The following is a 16,663-nucleotide window of genomic DNA, read 5'->3' as shown; positions in this document are numbered from 1 at the left end:
ACACGATGAAACGCTATATGTTGGCCCTGGCGGGCGTCATTCTGGCTTCGGTCGGTGGCGTGGCGCAGGCTCAAGACCTGGCCGCCGGCAAGGCGGTATTTGATAAATTCAACTGTGCTTCGTGTCATGGGGCAGATGCCAGGACCTCTGTCGATCCGTCCTACCCCGTGTTGGCTGGCCAGCACGAGGACTACCTGATCCAGGCGCTAAAGTCCTACAAGCGTGGGGCGGCCGGTATGCCGGCCACGGCAAACGTGCGCAAGAATCCCATCATGGGGGCCTTTGCCGCGCAGCTTTCGGATCAGGATATCGAGCACGTTGCGGCATGGTTGGCTGCACAGCCCAGCGATCTGGGTGTGCGCAAATAAGGCAACGCGCTTAACGTAAAACGCCTAGCGTTAACGTTCAGCGCGTTGGCGAATCAACTCGATATACGTATCGCTATCCAGCGGCGTGCCTAGCCGCTGGGATTCCCAGACCACCTGACCCAGACAATCCATGATGTCGTGGGCGGCTTGGTGTGCATCGCTGCGGGCGACCAGTCTTTGGTATGCGGCGCGGATACCCCGTGGGTGATCGATAGATAGCTGTTCAGCAATGGCCAGGTGCATCGACAGGTGCAGGAACGGATTCGTCCGTCCTTTCTCGACCGGATATTCCGCCGTCATGGCCTCCGGGTGTTCGAGGTCCCCGTGATATTCGGGATGCTCAATGATCCAGTCCAGCGCCATGACCTCTAGTGGGGTTAGAACCTCGGCGGCGCGGTGCTTGCGCCACGTTTCGATAAAGAACTCGCGGACTTGGTCCCGGGATGGGTTGAACATGAGGCGAAAACACTTGAAAAAATATTGAAATAGAACGCTATTTTAGCGCTCGTGACGTTCGCGCCCCGGCACGTGCTGCGCAATGGCGGCTAGAATTGGCAAGAATTCGCTTTTGACCCGGTCGCCGTGTGTTTGACGCAGCTAGCGCAACCTTATCGGCGGGCGTGCAAAAAGTATCCGGAGCAACAGGAGTATTCATGTCGTACCAACACATCACGGTTCCCGCCGAGGGTCAGAAAATCACGGCCAACGCGGATTTTTCGTTGAACGTGCCGGACCAGCCCATTATTCCCTTTATCGAGGGCGACGGTGCGGGCGCTGATATTACGCCCGTGATGATCAAGGTCGTGGATGCTGCGGTCCAGAAGGCCTATGACGGCCAGCGCAAGATTCATTGGATGGAAATCTACGCTGGCGAAAAGGCTACTCGCATTTATGGAGACGACGTCTGGCTTCCTGAGGAAACGCTCGAGACGGTCAAAGACTATTTGGTCGCGATCAAGGGCCCATTGGCCACGCCGGTGGGTGGGGGCATACGTTCGCTGAATGTCACATTGCGTCAGCAACTCGACTTGTACGTCTGTCTGCGCCCCGTACGTTACTTCAAGGGTGTGCCGTCGCCGGTTCGCGAGCCTTCAAAGACCAATGTGGTGATCTTCCGCGAAAACTCCGAAGACATCTATGCCGGGATTGAGTATCCAGCAGAAAGCGAGCAAGCCAAAGAGCTCATCCAGTTTTTGCAAACCAGGCTGGGGGTGAAAAACCTCCGGTTCCCGGACACCTCGGCGATCGGGATCAAACCGGTGTCGCGCGAGGGTACCGAGCGCCTGGTGAGCAAGGCCATTCGTTATGCCATCGACCATGACCGTTCGTCGGTCACGCTGGTCCACAAGGGCAACATCATGAAGTTCACCGAGGGTGGCTTCCGTGATTGGGGTTACGCGTTGGCGCAAAAAGAATTCGGCGCGCAATTGATTGATGGCGGCCCGTGGTGCAAGGTCAAAAATCCCAGAACGGGTCGCGAGATCACGATCAAGGATTCAATCGCCGATGCCTTTTTGCAGACGATCCTGCTGCGTCCGACCGAGTGCGACGTCATCGCGACGCTGAATCTGAACGGAGACTATTTCTCCGATGCGCTGGCCGCCCAAGTCGGGGGAGTGGGTATTGCCCCGGGTGCCAACATGTCCGATTCGGTGGCTATTTTCGAAGCCACGCATGGCACGGCCCCCAAATACGCAGGCAAAGACTACGTCAACCCGGGCTCTGAGATTTTGTCGGCCGAGATGATGTTGCGCCATATGGGCTGGACCGAGGCCGCGGATCTGATTGTCTCCAGCATGGAAAAGTCGATCTTGTCTAAACACGTTACTTATGACTTCGCTCGCTTGCTCGAAGGTGCGACCCAGGTTTCATGTTCGGGGTTCGGCCGAGTCATGATTGAAAATATGTAGGTAGCATATTATTACCCGGACATATTGCAGCGAACTGCCCCTTATTCGCGAGGATCTGCAGCGAAATGGGGCGAAAATCATCACCATAGGTGTTTACCGCTGGGGTGCGATATGCAATAGGGTTACCCCTGATTTGTTGTTAAGACGCAATAAATCAGCCATTATTGAATGTGAACTAAGTAACTCAATGTATTTATAACGATTAGTGATTTGTATAAAAATCAAAGACTTGAGTATTTTGTAAGATACATTTAGATTCATTGTGTTGTTCCTGGATTTGGAGCTGACACAGGCTTTCCCTAATGTATAGGTTCTGGCAGTCTCCGCGGGTGGGGACTAGCGGCTTTCTCACTACTCTCTACTGATCGGGATGAGGACATGAAACTAACAAAAACTCTGCTAGCTGGCGCGATTCTCGCTGGCATCGGTGGCACCGCGGTCGCGGAAACCTCCGTCACCTTGTACGGTTTGATTGACGTGGGTCTCACCTATCAACGTGGCAAAGTTGGCACTGATGACGCCAACCGCCCCTTGTACCAAGGCAACTATCAATCTCGTATCGGCATGACCAACGGCATCCAGAGCGGTTCGCGCTGGGGTCTGCGTGGCACCGAAGATCTGGGTGATGGCCTGCAAGCTGTGTTCGTGCTGGAAAGCGGTTTCGGCGCCAGCAACGGTAACAGCAGCCAAGGTGATCGCCTGTTTGGTCGTCAAGCCACCATCGGTCTGCAAAGCGAAAGCTGGGGCCGTCTGGACTTGGGTCGCCAAACCAACATCGCTTCGAAGTACTTCTCGAGCATCGATCCCTTCTCGCTCAGCTACTTGAACTCCACCATGGGTTCTGCGTTCAGCGCCGCTAACACGGTTCGCTACGACAACATGGTGATGTATCAAACCCCGTCCTGGGGTGGTTTCCAAGCCGGTATCGGTTACTCGTTCAACGTGGATGATGTAGACCGTCCGGGCGAATTCGAAACTGGCGATAACAGCCGTGCAGTGACCGCTGGTGTGCGTTACAACAACGGCCCGCTGAATGTCGCTTTGACGTATGACCAGCAGTTCCTGTATCCGAGCCAACCGCAACCCAAGCAATTCATCTTGGGCGCAGCCTACGACTTCGAAGTCCTGAAGCTCTCGCTGGCTTATGGTCGCACTCAAGACGGCGTGTTCCTGGGTCAAGACTTTGACCTGATGGGCGGCCTCGTCAACCCCAACACCCCCGCTAAGGGCCAAGGCGGCACCAACGACGCCTTCACGTGGGATGGTCTGAAGATCAATTCGTACCTGGTCGGTGTTAGCGCTCCTATCGGCGGCGCCAGCAACGTGTTCGCTTCGTGGCAACGTGCTGATCCCAACAAGGATCTGGAAGCAATGGACATCTACAGCGTGGGTTACACCTACGATCTGTCCAAGCGCACCAACTTGTACTCGGTTGCTTCGTATGCAGACGCTGCTGCTTTCGTAGACGGCAACAAGATGCTGACCGTCGGCGTCGGCTTGCGTCACCGCTTCTAAGTATAGGTACGGGTTGCCCTTTTCCGAGCGGAGTCGGGGCACCTTGTTCTTGGGCCACCCACTATGTGGGTGGCTTTTTTTAGTTTTCAAAAGCACCATTTTGGTGCATTCAAACAGATGTTTTTGCGCCACCCTAGGGCATTCCCCTAGTGTGACAATCCCATTCATGGTGCACAATCTTTGTCATGCAGGTGAGGAGACAAATAGCCTCGAAAAGAGGCAACCGGCGGCACCGGTATAAATAACCTGGCAGTACCCAAATAAAAGCAAATCGCACAACGGCTGACACCTCGGTGTCAGCCGTTGTCGCATCCGGCCCGAGCAAGTCAATTTCTTGCATAATGGCTAGTCGCGGCACCGAATACAAAACCAGACATGCCGGATTCTCGTGTAACCACTCCCCCTGCCATGCGGCGTTATTGGCACCGTAATCTAATCCTGATCGGCACGCTCATCGTTTGTTGGGCCGCGCTGACTTTTATTCCAGCTTTCTTCGCCCGCGATCTGTCATTTGGATTTATCGGATGGCCGTTCTCATTCTGGATGGCGGCGTACGGTGCCCCGCTATGCTATTTGGTGCTGATTGGGATCTATGCGTGGGTCATGAATCGCGCGGATGCACGGGCTCGCCGAGACGGCGAGCAGGGTGATTAATGCCGTTTTCCGGTGGCAATCCCCGCGAGTTTGAAATCCGGCTGCGCCGTATCTATGTGCTTTACACGGCAGGTTTTGTTTTGCTGATCGTGTTGCTGGCGTTGGCTGAAGTGGCAGGCATGCCGCGCGATTGGATCGGCTACGCTTTCTTGCTGGTGACTGTCAGCTTGTATGCCGGCATTGGCATTGTGTGCCGCACGTCAGACCAAGTGGAATATTACGTGGCTGGCCGGCGTGTTCCCGCTGTGTATAACGGCATGGCCACGGCGGCTGACTGGATGTCGGTCGCGTCGTTCATTGGTGTAGCCGGTACGCTTTATCTGACCGGATACGGAGGGCTCGCCTACATCATGGGGTGGACCGGCGGCTACGTATTGGTGGCCCTGTTGCTGGCGCCCTATCTGCGCAAGTTCGGTCAATACACGATTCCTGATTTTATGGGCGCGCGCTATGGCGGCAACCTGGCTCGCCTGGCTGGCGTGGCATGTGCGGTGTTGTGCTCGTTTACCTATTTGGTCGCGCAGATTTATGGCGTGGGGATCATCACGACGCGGATGACCGGTATTTCGTTCGAGTTGGGTATCTTCGTGGCGCTCGGTGGGATGCTGGTGTGTTCTTTCCTGGGGGGCATGCGGGCAGTGACCTGGACGCAGGTCGGGCAGTACATCATTTTGGTGGTGGCTTATCTCGTACCGGTCGTGTGGTTGTCGATCAAGCACACGGATATGCCGTTGCCACAACTCTCGGCCGGCATCGTGTTGCAAGAGATCACCGAGCGCGAAGCACAATTGGGCAAGGATGTCTCAGAGTTGCAGGTGAGGCAGTTGTGGAAAGCGCGTGCGGATGAAATGACCCAGCGACTCCAGGCGCTGCCTCAATCGCTCGCGCAGGAAAAAGACCGGTTGCGCAGTCGCCTGGCGCAGTTGAGCGCGACCGAGGCGTCCATGATCGATATCCGGACGCTGGAGCGCGAGCTCGAGACGTATCCCGCCAGTGTCGAAGAGGCTCGGGCGGCGTGGTCACAGGCGCGCGCGCTTTACGAAGCGCGCGGCTCACCGCCGGTGCCGCATGCCGAAGCCTTCCCTGCAAAAGACCCCAAGGCTCGCCAGGATATGCGGACCAACTTCCTCGCGTTGGTGCTGTGCCTGATGCTGGGGACGGCTGGCATGCCGCACATTTTGATGCGCTCTTACACGACCTCGTCGGTGGTGGAGGCACGGCGTTCTGTCTGTTGGTCGTTGCTGTTTATTTTGTTGCTGTATTTCATGGCGCCGGCGTTGGCGCTGCTGATCAAGTACGAGGTGTATACGCAGGTCGTGGGATCGGACTTTGCCGCTTTACCGAGTTGGGTGCATGCCTGGAGCGCCGTCGACGTCAACTTGTTTGATCTTGTCGACGTAAATCGTGACGGCAAGGTGCAACTGGGCGAGATCAGTATGGGAGCGGATGTCGTGGTGTTGGCGATGCCCGAGATCGGCGGTTTGCCCTATGTCATTTCGGGTTTGGTCGCCGCCGGCGGGCTGGCAGCCGCTCTGTCGACGGCCGATGGCCTGTTGCTGACGCTGTCGAACTCGCTGTCGCACGATATGTGGTACCGGGTCGTATCGCCCCGGATGTCGGCCGCGCGCCGGGTGATGGTGTCAAAGATATTGCTGCTGGTCGTGGCCTTCGGCGCCGCCTGGGTGGCGGCGCGCAAGCCCGCGGATATTTTGTTTATGGTGTCTGCCGCATTCTCGTTCGCGGCATCGTCCTTTTTCCCGGTGCTGGTCATGGGCTTGTTCTGGCGTCGAGCGAACAAATGGGGGGCAACCTCAGGGATGTTTGTCGGCCTGGCGGTGACGTTCACCTATATGGCCCACACGCACCCCTGGTTGCGCGAGTGGGTTTTTGGTATTGACCGCGCACAGGCGGTGAACCTGTGGTGGGGGATTCAACCTATTGCAGCCGGCGTCTTTGGCGCGCCTGCGGCGTTTTTGACCATCATCGTGGTGTCATTGCTCACCCCGCCACCCGACAGTGCAACGATCCAGTTAGTGCAGTATTTGCGCGAACCGGATGGCAAGCCACCGACACTGTCTTGATGGTGCCTCAATCAGTGGCTGATGGATTTCGAGAAGACGTTCATGACCACCACGCCGGCGATGATCAGCACGATACCCAGAATCGCGGGGGCGTCCAGATGTTGTTTAAAAAGCAGGGCGCCTACCAACGAAATCAAGACAATGCCTACGCCCGACCACACGGCATAGGCGATGCCAACCGGTATTTCACGCAGCGTCAGCGACAGGAAATAGAAAGACACGGCATAGCCCGTCACCGTAATGACTGACGGCAGCCAGCGAGTGAAACCCTCGGCGCTCTTGAGCGCGCTCGTGGCCAGGATTTCGGCGACGATGGCAATCCCCAGGTAGACCCATTTCACGTGTTTCGAACTCCTGTTTGGCGCAGTAAAACCAGCAACGCGCCGGCTCCGCCTTCGCGTTCGGGCGCTTGAGAGAACGCCATGACCTCGGACTTCTGGACCAGCCAGGTGCGCACCTTGTCTTTGAGTACGGGCTCCAGGCCTTGCGAGCCGTAGCCCTTGCCGTGCACGATGCGTACGCACCGGATGCTGTTCTCCAGGCATTCGTCCAGAAAGGACAGCACAGCGTGGCGGGCTTGTTCGACTCGCAGGCCGTGTAGATCCAGTTCGGCGCCGGCCGGCCATTGGCCCCGGCGCAGATTGCGGGCGGTATCGGGCGCGGTGTCGGCGCGTACAAAGGCCGTGCCGCTCTCGGAAAGCAGATGCGCAACTTCTCCGCCATCAGAGACGCCGGCATCGGCGCGGGTCGAGGTTTCTCCCGTGGCGGCGGCGCGACGCATGGCGACGGCGAGACTGATGGAGGCGGGCCCCGATGCGACGGGGCCGCGCTGTGCGGCGGACCGCGCTTTGTCTGGCGCGGGCACGCGTCGTCCGGTTTGTTTCAAGGGGGTGACGGCCAGCATCGCGCGGCGAAACGCGGCGGGATCATCGGCCTCTGTCGAGGCCGTGGCCTTTGCTGTGGCCTTCGGCTGTGCGATCCGCGCGGCTTGCTCGGTGCTCGCACGGTTTTGTTGTGCGACTTGGTGCAAGCGTTTCAGGTCAGTCAGCCCCTTTTTGTTACTCTGCATTCTCCAGCCATCGCTGTGAGTCCAGCGCAGCCATGCAGCCCGTGCCGGCGCTGGTGATGGCTTGGCGATAGACGTGATCCTGGACGTCGCCGGCGGCAAACACACCCGGTACCGAGGTCATGGTGGCCATGCCCGACAGACCGCTCTTGGTGATGATGTAGCCGTCCTTCATGTCGAGTTGTCCCTCGAAAATCCCGGTGTTGGGCTGGTGGCCGATCGCGATGAATGCGCCCATGACCTCCAGGTCCTCGGTTTCGCCGGTCTCGGTGTGACGAATGCGTACGCCTGTCACGCCACTGTCGTCACCCAGCACCTCGTCCAGGGTATAGAAAAGCTTGAGCTCCATATTGCCGTTGGCGACCTTGTCCATCATCTTGTCGACCAGAATAGGCTCGGCGCGGAATTTGTCGCGGCGATGAATGACCGTGACCTTGCGGCAGATATTGGACAGATACAGGGCCTCTTCGACGGCAGTATTGCCACCGCCGACGACGACGACGTCCTTGTTGCGATAGAAAAACCCATCGCAGGTCGCGCAGCCGGAGACGCCGCGGCCCATGAAGGTTTCTTCGGAGGGCAGGCCCAGATATTTGGCCGAAGCGCCCGTCGCGATGATGAGGGCATCGCAGGTATAGGCATTGCCCGTATCGCCCGTCAGCGTAAAGGGACGCTGGGACAAGTCCACCTTGGCGATATGGTCAAAAATCATCTCGGTATCAAAGCGCTCGGCGTGCTGCTGAAAGCGCTGCATCAGGTCGGGACCCTGTACGCCCGCGGCATCTGCTGGCCAGTTATCGACATCGGTAGTGGTCATTAATTGACCGCCTTGGGCCAGTCCCGTAACAAGAACCGGGGCCAAATTAGCCCGTGCGGCATAGACGGCAGCGGTGTAACCAGCCGGGCCGGATCCTAGTATCAAAACTTTAGCGTGTTTGGGCGTGGACATAGGTCAGTATCTTTAGATGGATGCCCAATTATAATGAGGCATATGCCACGTATTTCAACTGCCTCTCCGCGCGCCTCGCGCAACACCCGTAACGGCCCTTCGCCGCTGCAAACGCGTATCTCCGCTTTGCTTCGCGAAGCACGCTGGATACTGTTTGCCGCTATGGCGGCCTGGTTGACGCTGGTGCTGGCCACTTGGTCTCCATCAGACCCTGGTTGGTCGCATTCCGTTACCAATGGCGTCATCCACAATCAAGGAGGCACCCTCGGGGCATCCTTGTCGGACATCTTGCTGTACCTGTTCGGCTATTCCGCCTGGTGGTGGGTCATATTGCTGTTGCATCGCGTACGGGCAGGCTATCGCCGTTTGGCGAGTCAGTTACGTGCGGATAACAAGCAGCCCGAGGTCCTGCCACGCGTTCACTGGGAAGAAGGCATCGGTTTCTTCCTGGTGCTGATCGGCTCTCTTGGTATCGAGGCATTGCGCCTGTATAGCTGGGGCATGCATTTGCCCGGCGGCACCGACGGCGCGAGCGGCGCGGGCGGCGTCATCGGCCAGATGCTGGCCGGGGTCTTGGCGCAGAGCCTGGGCTTTACGGGCGGCACCCTCGTGTTACTGGTGCTGTTGGCGATCGGCCTGAGCTTGTTCTTCTCATTCTCGTGGTTGCAGGTGGCCGAGCGCGTCGGGGCCTGGGTAGAGGGCCTGGCACGACGGGTGCGCGATTCGTACACGGCCCGTCAGGATCGCAAGGTCGGAGAGGTCGCCAAGGCCGTGCGTACCGAGCAGGTCGAGGCCAAGCACGAAAAGCTGACGCACGAGCAACCCGTACGCATCGAACCCGCCATTACCGTGGTGCCGCGCTCTGATCGTGTCGAAAAAGAAAAGCAGCAAACCCTGTTTGCGCCGCCGGCAGGCGAGGGCGATTTGCCCGCAATCAGTCTGCTCGATGCACCTGCACAGAGTCTGGAAACCGTATCGGCCGAAACCATCGAGTTCACCTCGCGCCTGATCGAAAAGAAACTAGCTGATTTCGGGGTGAATGTGACCGTTGTCGCGGCACAGGCCGGCCCGGTGATTACGCGATACGAAATTGAGCCTGCTACCGGGGTCAAGGGCAGCCAGATCGTCAATCTGGCCAAGGATCTGGCGCGCGCGCTCAGTCTGGTCAGTATTCGCGTGGTGGAAACCATCCCTGGCAAAAACCTGATGGGCCTAGAGTTGCCCAATCCGCGTCGCCAGATGGTCAAGCTCTCCGAAATCCTCGGGTCGCAGACCTATCACGCCAGCCATTCCGTGGTGACCATGGCGCTGGGCAAGGATATCGCCGGTAACCCCGTGGTGGCCGATCTGGCCAAAATGCCTCACTTGCTGGTGGCGGGGACGACCGGTTCGGGTAAGTCGGTGGGGATCAACGCCATGATCCTGTCGCTGCTGTATAAGGCCGACGCCGCCTCGACGCGCCTGATCCTCATCGATCCCAAGATGCTCGAAATGAGCGTCTACGAAGGCATTCCCCATCTGTTGGCGCCGGTCGTCACCGATATGCGCCATGCCGCCAATGCACTGAACTGGTGCGTGGGCGAAATGGAAAAACGCTATCGCCTGATGAGCAAAATGGGCGTGCGTAATCTGGCGGGTTACAACGCCAAGATCCACGACGCGATCAAGCGCGAGCAACCCATCCCCAATCCGTTCTCGTTGACGCCCGATCAGCCCGAACCCCTGTCGCCGTTGCCCACGATTGTGGTGGTGATCGACGAATTGGCCGACCTGATGATGGTGGTGGGCAAAAAAATCGAAGAGCTCATCGCGCGCCTGGCACAAAAAGCCCGAGCGGCCGGCATCCATTTGATTCTTGCCACACAGCGTCCCAGCGTCGATGTCATCACCGGCCTGATCAAGGCCAACATTCCCACGCGTATCGCCTTCCAGGTATCGTCGAAAATCGACTCGCGCACCATCCTGGATCAAATGGGGGCGGAAACCCTGCTCGGACAAGGCGACATGTTGTATATGCCATCGGGCTCCGGTCTGCCCGTGCGGGTGCACGGCGCGTTCGTGCACGATGACGAAGTCCACCGTGTCGTTAATCACCTGAAGTCACAGGGCGAGCCCAACTACATCGAAGGCCTGCTCGAAGGGGCCCTCGAAGGCGAGACCGGCGATGGCGTAAGCAGCGTCACGGGAATGGCCGATGCCGAAAGCGACCCCATGTACGACCAGGCGTGCGAGGTCGTGCTCAAGCATCGTCGCGCCTCGATTTCACTGGTGCAGCGTCATCTGCGAATTGGTTACAACCGTGCAGCCCGGTTACTCGAGCAAATGGAGCAATCGGGTATGGTGTCGGCAATGCAATCCAACGGCAACCGGGAAATCCTGGTGCCGTCCAAAGAGGAAGCCTGATGCCCGGTTTACGTCGTTCCTGGACCGCCGCCATCGCGACGGCCACCACGGCCGCGCTATTGGCGCTGAGCCCTCTGGCAGCCCTGGCTGCTGATGCACGAACACAACTCAAGGCCTTCGTTGCCGAGGTCCACAGTGCGACAGGCAAGTTCACCCAAGCCACCACAGGGCCACAGGGGACAACGCAGCGCGCCCAGAGCGGGACTTTCGCCTTTCAGCGTCCCGGCAAATTCAAGTGGGCCGTCAGCCAGCCGTACGAGCAGTTGGTGGTGTCTGATGGGCAACAGTTGTATCAATACGACCCTGATCTGGCGCAGGTCACGACACGGCAGGTGGATCAGGCCATTGGTACGTCACCCGCTGCCATTTTGTTTGGTTCCGGCGATCTGGAGCAGGCCTTTGATGTGACGGCGCTGCCCGCTCGCGATGGCCTCGAATGGTTGCGAGCCAAGCCCCGCACGGCGGATGCCGGCTTTGCCCAGGTCGATATCGGGCTGAACAAGAATCTGCCCGTACGGGTCGAGTTGCTCGATGCATTTGGACAGACCACTCGTGTCGAGCTCTCCGGCATTCAGTCAAACCCGTCGTTGTCCGCTGACGAATTCCGTTTCACCCCGCCGGCGGGCGTCGACGTCGTCAAGATGTAGCGTGCCGCCGCGTCATGGTGTAATGCTTGTTTTGGCCGCAAAGCGGCCCGCTGTGATTTCGCCGCCATGAGCAACGATCTGTTTGCCGCCGATCCCGCGCACCGGCCCTATGTTCCACTGGCCGAGCGTCTGCGGCCGCGCACCCTTTCCGATGTTGTTGGTCAGTCGCACCTGCTGGGGCCCGATAAGCCGCTGCGCGTCGCCTTTGAGTCCGGCCGTCCGCATTCGATGATTTTCTGGGGGCCACCAGGCGTGGGCAAGACCACGCTGGCCCGGCTGATGGCCGATAGCTTTGATGCGCAATTCATCGCGATTTCCGCGGTATTGGGGGGCGTCAAGGACATCCGCGATGCCGTGGTCACCGCCCAGGTTGCCCAAGGCCAGGGGCGCCGCACCATCCTGTTTGTCGACGAGGTGCATCGATTCAACAAGGCGCAGCAGGACGCGTTTCTTCCCTATGTCGAAAGCGGTCTGTTTACCTTTATCGGCGCGACCACCGAGAATCCGTCGTTCGAGGTCAACTCGGCCCTGCTGTCCCGCGCACGCGTTTACGTGCTGCAATCCCTTAACGCCGAGGAACTGCAGCAACTGCTTGATCGCGCGATCCTGGCGCTCAACGATGGGCACGAAGACTCAGCCGCGGTGCGCATTACACCTGACGCGCGCGAGCAGCTCGCTGCCTGGGCCGATGGCGATGCGCGCCGTCTCATCAGTGCCGTCGAAGTTGTCGCCGAGTCCGCCCAGGCAGCGGGTCGTGACCAAATCGATGCCGAGTGGCTGGAAACATCGCTTTCGCAGAATCTGCGTCGCTTTGACAAGGGCGGCGATGCGTTTTACGACCAGATCAGCGCCTTGCACAAAGCCGTGCGCGGCTCCAGTCCCGACGCCGCGCTGTATTGGTTTTCGCGCATGCTCGACGGCGGCGCCGATCCGAAATATCTGTCGCGCCGATTGGTGCGCATGGCGATCGAAGACATCGGTTTAGCCGACCCGCGCGCGACCGAGCTGGCGGTGCATGGCGCCGACATCTACGAACGCCTGGGTTCGCCCGAGGGTGAGCTCGCCCTGGCGCAAGCCGTGGTCTATATGGCCTGCGCCGCGAAATCCAACGCGGTGTACAACGCCTACAATGCGGCTCGCAAGTTCGCCGCAGAACATGGCAGCGCGCCCGTGCCGCTGCATCTGCGTAACGCGCCTACAAAATTGATGAAACAGCTCGGCCACGGCCACGCCTATCGTTATGCCCATGACGAGCCGCATGCCTATGCCGCTGCAGAAGACTATTTCCCCGATGGCGTGAAAGCTTCCTTCTACCGGCCAACCGATCGCGGCCTAGAGGCTAAAATCCAGCAAAAGCTGGCGTTTCTGCGTGAGTTAGATGCTCAGGAACGCGCCAAGCAACGATAGCCGTTGCGCCACCATTCTTTTCAACCTTACTCCTGCCGCCCATGCTAGACCCGATACTGCTGCGCAAAGATCTGCAAACCGTCGTAGACCGCCTCAAAACCCGTGGCGTCGAATTCGATACGCAACGGTTCAACGAGCTGGAGTCCCGCCGCAAGGCCGTTCAAACGGAAACCGAAACCCTGCAGGCACGCCGCAACGCATTAGCCAAACAAATTGGCCAGCTCAAGGCAAAAGGCGAGGATGCCTCTGCTGTCCTGGCAGAGTCGCAGGCGATTCCTGTCCAACTCAAGCAACTCGAAGACGATCTTACGGTCGTGCAACAGTCGCTCAGCGAGTGGCTGATGGCCATTCCGAACCTGCCCCACGAGAGCGTGCCCACGGGCGGCTCGGCCGACGACAACGTCGAAGTTCGTCGTTGGTTGCCCGGCCAGCCCGCCGCCGATGGCAATCCGCCACCGTTGGCATTCGAGCCCAAAGATCATGTGGCGCTCGGCGAGCCGCTGGGCCTGGACTTTGATTTGGCCGCCAAATTGTCCGGCGCGCGTTTCTCGTTCATGCGGGGTCCGATCGCTCGTTTGCATCGCGCGCTGGCGCAGTTCATGCTGGATCTGCAGACCGGTCAGCATGGCTACACCGAGTGCTATACCCCTTACATCGTGAATAGCTCCACGCTGTTTGGCACCGGCCAACTGCCCAAATTCAAGGACGACATGTTTTTTGTCTCCAAGGGCGGCGAAGACGATGATCCCAAGGTACTGGACGATCGCGGCAACGAAGTTGTCCGCGAAGACCAATACCTGATCTCCACCTCGGAGATCACGCTGACCAGCACCGTGCGCGACACCATCGTGGCTGGCGCCGATCTGCCGATACGCCTGACGGCGCATACGCCGTGCTTTCGTTCCGAAGCGGGCAGCGGGGGGCGCGACACGCGCGGCATGATTCGCCAGCACCAGTTCGACAAGGTCGAAATGGTGCAGATCACCCATCCCGATGCCTCGTACCAGGCACTGGACGAAATGGTGGGGCATGCCGAGCGCGTGCTGCAATTGCTCGAGCTGCCTTATCGGGTCGTGCTGCTGTGTACCGGCGACATGGGCTTTGGCGCGGCCAAGACCTATGACCTCGAGGTGTGGCTGCCCGCCCAGAATACCTGGCGCGAAATCTCCTCGGTCTCGAATTGCGAAACCTTCCAGGCACGCCGCATGCAGGCACGTTTCCGTGTTGGCCAGGGCAAGCCGGAGTACCTGCATACGCTCAATGGCTCTGGCCTGGCGGTAGGGCGTGCCTTGGTCGCGGTGCTGGAAAACCACCAGCAGGCCGATGGCAGCATTGTCGTGCCGAAGGTATTGCAACCGTACATGGGTGGTTTGACCATTCTGCAACCCTGATCTCGCCAAGGCCCGTTGCTGCTTCATTCAAGGCATAGACGGGCCGTCATTGCCTGCCTTACCCAGGCATCGTCAATTAGCGAATTTGCATATAACTATTTCGCTGATCGATTGCCACATCGTTGTCGCATTTTCCCGTTATCCTTCGAATCATTCTCTGATCTTTGATGTCAGTAAATGTGATCCACTAAAATAGGGTCGCATCTTTAGGGCACAATATGCCCGACCCGATATAAGCGGGTATTGTTATCAACGGTTAGGGGGAGGTAATAAAGATGAGTTCCAGGATGATCGGTGATTTTCGTGTACGTTGCGACATCGTTGAAGACGATGGGCAAGGCTTCAAGGTACGAGTCTGGACTCGCCGCATTGGAGGCAACGCACCTGAGAAGAGCTGGCTTGTACCGGGCCAGTCGCCGTTCCCAACCCGCACCGAAGCCGAGCAGGGCAGCCTGCAAATCTTCGAGGGCATCAACGGAGTGCGATTCAATGGTGAACCAGAGTTCGCGCACGCGTCCGCATAATGGCTGGTGGCGTGCCCCCAGTACCCCGCGGCGCTTGCCTAGCAAGCCCACACCGGTCACGGACCGGCCGGCAAACTAAATCAAGGCGGCATTGCGTCGCCGTATAGACGCCGGTGGCATTTTCCATCCGGCATCACACCAATAAAAAAGGGCGACCCTGTCAGGGCCGCCTTTTTGCCTTTTTGTCTAGGCACCGAACGACGCTTTAATCATCGTGGTAGCGATGGCCGCGATGGTGTCTGCGGTGGTGATGATGTCTGTGCTTGTGTCCCTTCCAATGTTTGTGACCCTTCCAGTGGTGGCGGTCGCCGTAGTAATAGCGCGGACCGGATCTTACATAATAGGGACGGTGGTACACCATCGGGGGCGGTGCAACATAGACCGGTTCTGGTACTACGTATACGGGAGCCGGATAGACCACGCCAGGAATCCCGATAGAGACGCCGATGTCGACGCGTGCCATGGCGGCGCTCGAGATCAGCAGCCCCGCGGCGCTGATACCGGCAATAAACCATTTTTTCATGTGCACCTGCCTGCTGCACAAAGCAGCTGAGTTGATAGGACGGTTCTATTTTCGGTGTTTTCGGCAGCTAGAGCATGACCGTACCCGCCGCAATAGCGACAATCCGCAACACGCCAGCCGAGCGGATAAATGAAAATGCTGTGGTGCAGCAATCAATTTGCCACTGACCGTCAGAGGGGGCGCAGAATTTGTGTAATCGACTGAAATTTGGTGGATTTCCGCTTGCTTCAGTGCGGCGGTTACACTCGTACACCAAGGTTTGTCGATATACTGAGCCTATGGAACCGAAACTTCACGATCTCAAGCCGGGTTACTACTGGTACACCATCAAGGAAGACCCTTTGGCGGTCATCCATATTCATGATGATGGTGGCGCCACCTTGATGGGCACCGAATACCGGATGCACGCCCAAGACGTTGCCGACATGGTTCAGCAGGGCGAACGCTTTTTCTGGATCGAGCCTCCGGCACTGTAGCCACACACGGGTGCCTACCGCGCGGGTGGCCTGTGTCGGCCCTTAGACCGGCATGGATTTTCCCGCGAGCTCGAAAATCCCGTTAATGACAAACTGCACACCCATGCAGATCAGCAAAAAGCCCATCACGCGCGATACGGCATCAATGCCCGATTGACCGAGAAACCGGTTAATGCGCTCGGCGCTGCGCATGCAGATCCAGAAAATCCCGGCGACGAGTACGGCGACGGTGATTACCGCCAACTGCGCGCTGATCTGCAATCCGTGCGTACTGTGTATGGTCGTCGCGTTGCTGATGATCAGTGCAATCGTGCCGGGGCCCGCGGTGCCTGGCAGAGCCAGCGGAATAAATGAAATATCACGAGGTGGTGGCCGGCGCGGTCCGTGTGGCGCGTCGACATGAACACGCGGCTCGTCCGGCGCCATCTCGATTTGGGCCGAGGCTTCGCTCTGGCTGGTCGCCGGAAACAGCATGCCAAAGCCGATATAAGCCACGATCAGGCCCCCCGCGATACGGAGCCCGGGGATCGATATGCCGAACCCCGACATGATGGCGTTACCCGCGTAAAAGCACACCAGGATGATGCCCAGTACATACAGCGTAGCGCGGTCGACCTGGCGATTGCGCTCTTCGTGCGTATAGTCCTTGCCTAGCGCCAGCAATAGCGTGACGCTGGTCAATGGATTGGCAACGGGTAATAGCGTGAACAACCCCAGTCCGACTAGCTTCAGAAAATCCAATAGCAAGC

At 58.6% G+C, this 16,663-nt stretch carries 17 protein-coding genes; 11 read left to right on the top strand and 6 right to left on the bottom strand.

What is annotated here, in order from left to right; genetic code table 11:
- The first annotated feature begins 5 nt into the window (after positions 1-5).
- The gene (locus tag ACYVDM_RS04655; RefSeq protein ID WP_415789172.1) at positions 6-368 is read left to right on the top strand and encodes a c-type cytochrome; all 363 of its coding nucleotides are present in this window, start codon (positions 6-8) and stop codon (positions 366-368) included.
- A gap of 30 nt (positions 369-398) precedes the next feature.
- On the opposite strand, the gene ACYVDM_RS04650 is transcribed toward ACYVDM_RS04655, so the two are convergent.
- Positions 399-824, bottom strand: a complete 426-nt coding sequence (locus ACYVDM_RS04650) for a DUF1841 family protein (RefSeq protein ID WP_415789170.1) — start codon at positions 822-824, stop codon at positions 399-401.
- Positions 825-1,021: 197 nt separating this feature from the next.
- Between ACYVDM_RS04650 and icd the strand changes: the two genes are divergently transcribed.
- From icd to ACYVDM_RS04630, 4 genes are all read left to right on the top strand, one after another.
- Positions 1,022-2,278, top strand: a complete 1,257-nt coding sequence (icd, locus tag ACYVDM_RS04645; RefSeq protein WP_415789168.1) for an NADP-dependent isocitrate dehydrogenase — start codon at positions 1,022-1,024, stop codon at positions 2,276-2,278.
- 378 nt (positions 2,279-2,656) lie between these two features.
- Positions 2,657-3,793, top strand: coding sequence for a porin (locus ACYVDM_RS04640; RefSeq protein WP_415789166.1), 1,137 nt, complete (start codon positions 2,657-2,659; stop codon positions 3,791-3,793).
- Positions 3,794-4,168: 375 nt separating this feature from the next.
- Positions 4,169-4,447 (top strand): DUF4212 domain-containing protein, encoded by a 279-nt coding sequence (locus ACYVDM_RS04635; RefSeq protein ID WP_415789164.1) that lies wholly within the window; start codon positions 4,169-4,171, stop codon positions 4,445-4,447.
- A complete protein-coding gene (locus tag ACYVDM_RS04630) occupies positions 4,447-6,528 on the top strand; it encodes a sodium:solute symporter family protein (protein ID WP_415789162.1) in 2,082 nt (693 codons plus the stop codon). The genes ACYVDM_RS04635 and ACYVDM_RS04630 overlap by 1 nt, the downstream gene beginning before the upstream one ends.
- Positions 6,529-6,539: 11 nt before the next feature.
- On the opposite strand, the gene ACYVDM_RS04625 is transcribed toward ACYVDM_RS04630, so the two are convergent.
- The 3 genes from ACYVDM_RS04625 to trxB are packed head-to-tail and all read right to left on the bottom strand — an operon-like array spanning position 6,540 to position 8,543.
- Positions 6,540-6,869: a DMT family transporter gene (locus tag ACYVDM_RS04625; protein ID WP_415789160.1), complete on the bottom strand. Its 330-nt coding sequence runs from the start codon at positions 6,867-6,869 to the stop codon at positions 6,540-6,542.
- Positions 6,866-7,597: a Smr/MutS family protein gene (locus ACYVDM_RS04620; RefSeq protein ID WP_415789158.1), complete on the bottom strand. Its 732-nt coding sequence runs from the start codon at positions 7,595-7,597 to the stop codon at positions 6,866-6,868. The genes ACYVDM_RS04625 and ACYVDM_RS04620 overlap by 4 nt, the downstream gene beginning before the upstream one ends.
- The gene (trxB, locus tag ACYVDM_RS04615) at positions 7,587-8,543 is read right to left on the bottom strand and encodes a thioredoxin-disulfide reductase (protein ID WP_415789156.1); all 957 of its coding nucleotides are present in this window, start codon (positions 8,541-8,543) and stop codon (positions 7,587-7,589) included. Before trxB ends, ACYVDM_RS04620 begins: the two co-directional genes overlap by 11 nt.
- A 42-nt stretch (positions 8,544-8,585) precedes the next feature.
- On the opposite strand from trxB, the gene ACYVDM_RS04610 reads away from it, so the two are divergent.
- The 5 genes from ACYVDM_RS04610 (at position 8,586) to ACYVDM_RS04590 (ending at position 14,915) form a co-directional block, all read left to right on the top strand.
- On the top strand, positions 8,586-10,946 hold the full coding sequence (locus tag ACYVDM_RS04610) for a DNA translocase FtsK (RefSeq protein ID WP_415789154.1): 2,361 nt from the start codon (positions 8,586-8,588) through the stop codon (positions 10,944-10,946).
- The gene (lolA, locus tag ACYVDM_RS04605) at positions 10,946-11,593 is read left to right on the top strand and encodes an outer membrane lipoprotein chaperone LolA (protein WP_415789152.1); all 648 of its coding nucleotides are present in this window, start codon (positions 10,946-10,948) and stop codon (positions 11,591-11,593) included. The genes ACYVDM_RS04610 and lolA overlap by 1 nt, the downstream gene beginning before the upstream one ends.
- Before the next feature lie 66 nt (positions 11,594-11,659).
- A complete protein-coding gene (locus tag ACYVDM_RS04600; protein ID WP_415789150.1) occupies positions 11,660-13,000 on the top strand; it encodes a replication-associated recombination protein A in 1,341 nt (446 codons plus the stop codon).
- Between the two features lie 41 nt (positions 13,001-13,041).
- Positions 13,042-14,391, top strand: a complete 1,350-nt coding sequence (serS, locus tag ACYVDM_RS04595) for a serine--tRNA ligase (RefSeq protein WP_415789148.1) — start codon at positions 13,042-13,044, stop codon at positions 14,389-14,391.
- Positions 14,392-14,666: 275 nt separating this feature from the next.
- On the top strand, positions 14,667-14,915 hold the full coding sequence (locus tag ACYVDM_RS04590) for a hypothetical protein (RefSeq protein WP_415789146.1): 249 nt from the start codon (positions 14,667-14,669) through the stop codon (positions 14,913-14,915).
- Positions 14,916-15,120: 205 nt separating this feature from the next.
- Here the strand turns inward: ACYVDM_RS04590 and ACYVDM_RS04585 are convergent, their stop codons facing one another.
- A complete protein-coding gene (locus ACYVDM_RS04585) occupies positions 15,121-15,438 on the bottom strand; it encodes a virulence factor (protein ID WP_415789144.1) in 318 nt (105 codons plus the stop codon).
- A gap of 278 nt (positions 15,439-15,716) precedes the next feature.
- Between ACYVDM_RS04585 and ACYVDM_RS04580 the strand changes: the two genes are divergently transcribed.
- Complete coding sequence (locus ACYVDM_RS04580) at positions 15,717-15,914, top strand: hypothetical protein (protein WP_415789142.1); 198 nt, start codon at positions 15,717-15,719, stop codon at positions 15,912-15,914.
- A 42-nt stretch (positions 15,915-15,956) separates the two neighbouring features.
- Here the strand turns inward: ACYVDM_RS04580 and ACYVDM_RS04575 are convergent, their stop codons facing one another.
- A complete protein-coding gene (locus ACYVDM_RS04575) occupies positions 15,957-16,661 on the bottom strand; it encodes a MarC family NAAT transporter (protein WP_415789140.1) in 705 nt (234 codons plus the stop codon).
- Positions 16,662-16,663: the final 2 nt, after the last annotated feature.

It is taken from the genome of Bordetella tumulicola (assembly GCF_054779135.1).
The sequence above is the reverse complement of the archived record's forward strand: the minus strand, read 5'-3'. Positions and strand labels throughout refer to the sequence as shown.

Excerpts from the sequence above, each read along its gene's own strand:
- ACYVDM_RS04630 (WP_415789162.1), top strand. The coding sequence starts at position 4,447 with ATGCCGTTTTCCGGTGGCAATCCCCGCGAGTTTGAAATCCGGCTGCGC.
- ACYVDM_RS04590 (WP_415789146.1), top strand. The coding sequence starts at position 14,667 with ATGAGTTCCAGGATGATCGGTGATTTTCGTGTACGTTGCGACATCGTT.
- icd (WP_415789168.1), top strand. The coding sequence starts at position 1,022 with ATGTCGTACCAACACATCACGGTTCCCGCCGAGGGTCAGAAAATCACG.
- trxB (WP_415789156.1), bottom strand. The coding sequence starts at position 8,543 with ATGTCCACGCCCAAACACGCTAAAGTTTTGATACTAGGATCCGGCCCG.
- serS (WP_415789148.1), top strand. The coding sequence starts at position 13,042 with ATGCTAGACCCGATACTGCTGCGCAAAGATCTGCAAACCGTCGTAGAC.
- ACYVDM_RS04610 (WP_415789154.1), top strand. The coding sequence starts at position 8,586 with ATGCCACGTATTTCAACTGCCTCTCCGCGCGCCTCGCGCAACACCCGT.
- ACYVDM_RS04600 (WP_415789150.1), top strand. The coding sequence starts at position 11,660 with ATGAGCAACGATCTGTTTGCCGCCGATCCCGCGCACCGGCCCTATGTT.
- ACYVDM_RS04580 (WP_415789142.1), top strand. The coding sequence starts at position 15,717 with ATGGAACCGAAACTTCACGATCTCAAGCCGGGTTACTACTGGTACACC.
- ACYVDM_RS04585 (WP_415789144.1), bottom strand. The coding sequence starts at position 15,438 with ATGAAAAAATGGTTTATTGCCGGTATCAGCGCCGCGGGGCTGCTGATC.
- ACYVDM_RS04620 (WP_415789158.1), bottom strand. The coding sequence starts at position 7,597 with ATGCAGAGTAACAAAAAGGGGCTGACTGACCTGAAACGCTTGCACCAA.
- ACYVDM_RS04655 (WP_415789172.1), top strand. The coding sequence starts at position 6 with ATGAAACGCTATATGTTGGCCCTGGCGGGCGTCATTCTGGCTTCGGTC.
- ACYVDM_RS04640 (WP_415789166.1), top strand. The coding sequence starts at position 2,657 with ATGAAACTAACAAAAACTCTGCTAGCTGGCGCGATTCTCGCTGGCATC.
- ACYVDM_RS04635 (WP_415789164.1), top strand. The coding sequence starts at position 4,169 with ATGCCGGATTCTCGTGTAACCACTCCCCCTGCCATGCGGCGTTATTGG.
- lolA (WP_415789152.1), top strand. The coding sequence starts at position 10,946 with ATGCCCGGTTTACGTCGTTCCTGGACCGCCGCCATCGCGACGGCCACC.
- ACYVDM_RS04650 (WP_415789170.1), bottom strand. The coding sequence starts at position 824 with ATGTTCAACCCATCCCGGGACCAAGTCCGCGAGTTCTTTATCGAAACG.